This is a genomic window from Colwellia sp. (genome assembly GCF_013215345.1).
In the GTDB taxonomy this organism is placed as follows: Bacteria; Pseudomonadota; Gammaproteobacteria; order Enterobacterales; family Alteromonadaceae; genus Colwellia.
The window spans coordinates 1-3470 of the sequence record NZ_JABSOV010000217.1 but is presented as its reverse complement, the minus strand read 5'-3'; the positions used below and the strand labels follow the sequence as shown (position 1 = coordinate 3470).

The following is a 3470-nucleotide window of genomic DNA, read 5'->3' as shown; positions in this document are numbered from 1 at the left end:
AGGTGGCACCACAAATAATGAAATCAACTTCCCTCCTATTCCATTATTAAAGTATGGCGAAGTTAATGACAGTGCCCTTGTCGCTATAGCAGCTAAAACAGGGGATATTATTAATATCGAAGATGTTTATCACTGCACGGATTACGACTTAAGTGCCGCTAAAGCAATGGATAAAAAAACCGGTTATAGAACTCAGTCAGTATTAACCTTACCCATGAAAAACCATCAAGGGGATCTTAACGGCGTTATTCAACTACTCAATGCTAGCAATGAGCAAGGGGACATCATTGCCTTTGACCAAGAAATCGAAAAAACAATCCATGCGCTGTCGTCTCTAGCTGGCGTCATTATTACCAACAAACAGCTTATTGATGAAATGGAAAACTTATTTTCAGCTTTTTCTAAGCTCATTGCCTCCGCTATTGATAAAAAGTCACCTTATACTGGTGGCCATTGTCGCCGCGTTCCCTTAATCACCATGATGTTGGCTGAAGCTTGTGATGAAATAAATTATGGCCCGCTCGATAGTTTTTCCATGAGCAAAGAGGACTTTCATGAATTGGGTGTTGCGGCTTGGCTACATGACTGTGGCAAAGTTGCTACCCCGGAATATGTTATGGACAAAGCAAAGAAACTTGAAACCATTTTTGACCGAATTGAGCTAGTAAGTGCCCGCTTTGAAATAGCGGCTAGGGATATTTATTCTTCTGATAAACATGATGGTAATCAAAAGGCCTTGTTATTGAAAGCACTGGAGTCTGATCGTGATTTCATCTGTATTGCCAACACTGGCGGCGAGTTTTTTGATGAAGATAAAATAGAACGGGTTTATAAAATAGCCAAAAATTATCAGGTAACAATTAGAGGGGTAAAACAAGACATAGTAAACGCCGATGAGATTTACAACTTAATTACTAAACGTGGTACTTTAAATCCGAAAGAACGACGGGTGATTAATGGCCACATGGATGTGACAGTAGAAATGCTAGAGTCTATGCCTTTTCCAAAACATTTAAAACGTGTACCCGAGTATGCCTGTGGTCACCATGAAAAAATGGATGGCACTGGTTACCCAAAAGGCTTAAAGCGCGATGAAATGTCTATTCCAGCAAGGATTATGGGCATTGCTGATGTATTTGAAGCATTAACAGCAAATGATCGCCCGTACAAAGACCCCAAAACCTTATCCGAAACCCTTACTATTATGGGCCGCATGAAGTTAGGTGATCATCTTGACCCTGACTTATTTGATGTTTTTATCGAAAAAGAAGTTTATTTAAAATTTGCGAAAGAATATTTAGAAAACAGCCAGCTAGATGAGTTTGATATCACTCAAATACCTGGCTGCCAAAAAGGTTTTTGACCTAGCTGGAAGTAGATTATTAGGAAGTAACTTAATAGTTAAGCTTCTTCATCCTCTACTCTAACACCGCAAACATCATGCTCATCAGCATGAATTATTTTTACCCAAATTTTATCGTTAGGCTTGGCATAGAAATAAAAGGACTCGATTAAAAACTTGAGCCATTTTATTAAGAAAATAAGTACTAAAAATATAAACGTAAGACGGTTTCAGCCACACAAGCTAGGCGTTTACTGTTTTCAACTTCAATACTTACTTCATTAACAACTTCGATACTACGCTTCATAGGCACTAAGTTAACAAGTTTAATACTGGCCCTAACACGTGTACCCGCTTTAACCGGATATGGAAAGCGTACTTGATTCAAGCCAAAATTAATAACCATCTTGGCTTCAGGATAAGGGTTATTATCTAAATCAACTGAATTAGTTAATTTGGGGATTAATGATAAGGTTAAAAATCCGTGTGCTATGGTCGCTTTAAAGGGCGACTCTTTCGCTGCACGTATAGGGTCGGTATGAATCCATTGTTTGTCACCTGTGACCTCTGCAAATTGATCAATACACTCTTGCTCTACCGCGTGCCATTCGCCAACAAAGGTTACTGTATCCATTTTTTCAAGCAGGCTTTTGTAGGTTTTTTCTGCCTCAGGTACTTGTATCAATACCTTCTCGGTTTTACTTTCTTCAGCATCAACTGGACTAAATTGAGAAAACCAGGGGTTATTTAGCGTATTTCGAAACGGCATGGTGATTTTGTTATTGAATAAATTTGATAAGTTCTTAAACTTAGGCTCTAACTTGGCGATAAACTGATCGTTTTGGTGTTGTAAATTTCTTCTTTTTTCTCTAATAAACTCTATAACGTTCATATAACTGCCTTATCTAAATCCATTTCGTGAGCATTTTAAATTAACTGTAGTATCAAGTATTATTCGTTAATAAAAATACACTTAAATACACTTAAATACTATTAAAGCTATAAACTTATAGCTTTAATAGTTAGGCTTAAGCTGAATAGCTAAACCTCTTCATCTTCTACGCGCACACCCCAAACATCATGTTCATCCGCATGAATAATTTTCACCCAAAACATATCGCCGGGTTTAGCATCAAAATCATCCGACAAATAAACTTTACCATCAACTTCTGGCGCATCCATATAAGAGCGCCCTACCGCCCCCAGAGAATTAACTTCATCAATTAGAATTAAGTATTCTTGACCAATGCGTGCTTGTAATTTGTCAGCACTAATTTTTGCCTGTACTGCCATGAATTTTTGTAGGCGAGCTTGTTTAGTCTCTTCATCAACATGATCTGGCAAGTCATTCGCCGTTGCACCATCAACATCTGAGTAAGCAAAACAACCAACACGGTCTAACTGCGCTTCTTCAAGAAAATCTAATAACTCTTCAAATTCTTCTTCAGTTTCTCCAGGAAAACCCACAATAAAGGTAGAACGAATGACTAATTCAGGACAAATTTCACGCCATTTTTTTATCCGCTCTAGCGTTCTATCTGAACTACCAGGGCGTTTCATCAACTTCAGAATACGTTTACTGGCATGTTGAAGTGGAATATCGAGATAAGGAAGAATTTTACCTTCGGCCATTAACGGAATAACTTTATCAACGCTTGGGTATGGATAAACATAATGCAAACGTACCCAAATCCCCAGTTTACCCAGTTGTTCACACAAAGCTAGCATGCTTGTTTTTACCGGCATACCATCCCAGAAATCAGTTTTATTCCTAACATCAACACCATAAGCAGAGGTATCTTGAGAAATAACTAATAACTCTTTCACGCCAGCATTTTTTAATCGCTGCGCTTCTCCTAAGACATCACCAATGGGGCGTGAATCTAGATCGCCACGCATTGATGGGATAATGCAGAAAGTACAACGGTGATCACAACCTTCAGATATTTTTAAATAAGCATAATGTTTAGGCGTAAGCTTAACACCCTGCTCTGGCACCAAATCAATAAACGGATTATGCTCAGGTTTGGCTACATGTTCATGCACTTGCTTTAATACTTCATCATAAGCATGAGGGCCAGTAACACCTAATACATTGGGGTGAAGTTCGATAATCTCATCTTTTTTA

At 38.3% G+C, this 3470-nt stretch carries 3 protein-coding genes; 1 reads left to right on the top strand and 2 read right to left on the bottom strand.

Annotated features, from left to right (window positions below; all coding sequences use genetic code 11):
• A partial coding sequence (locus HRT50_RS18305) for an HD domain-containing phosphohydrolase (RefSeq protein WP_291617180.1) occupies positions 1 to 1363 on the top strand: 1363 nt, incomplete at its 5' end.
• Positions 1364 to 1547: 184 nt separating this feature from the next.
• Here HRT50_RS18305 and HRT50_RS18300 read toward each other — a convergent pair.
• Positions 1548 to 2234 (bottom strand): MaoC family dehydratase, encoded by a 687-nt coding sequence (locus HRT50_RS18300; protein WP_291617178.1) that lies wholly within the window; start codon positions 2232 to 2234, stop codon positions 1548 to 1550.
• Between the two features lie 149 nt (positions 2235 to 2383).
• Positions 2384 to 3470: 30S ribosomal protein S12 methylthiotransferase RimO (rimO, locus tag HRT50_RS18295; protein ID WP_291617176.1), on the bottom strand; the 1087-nt coding region annotated here is incomplete at its 5' end.

Bases quoted from the DNA above. Each gene is read 5' to 3' on its own strand.
- HRT50_RS18300 (WP_291617178.1), bottom strand. From the start codon at position 2,234: ATGAACGTTATAGAGTTTATTAGAGAAAAAAGAAGAAATTTACAACAC.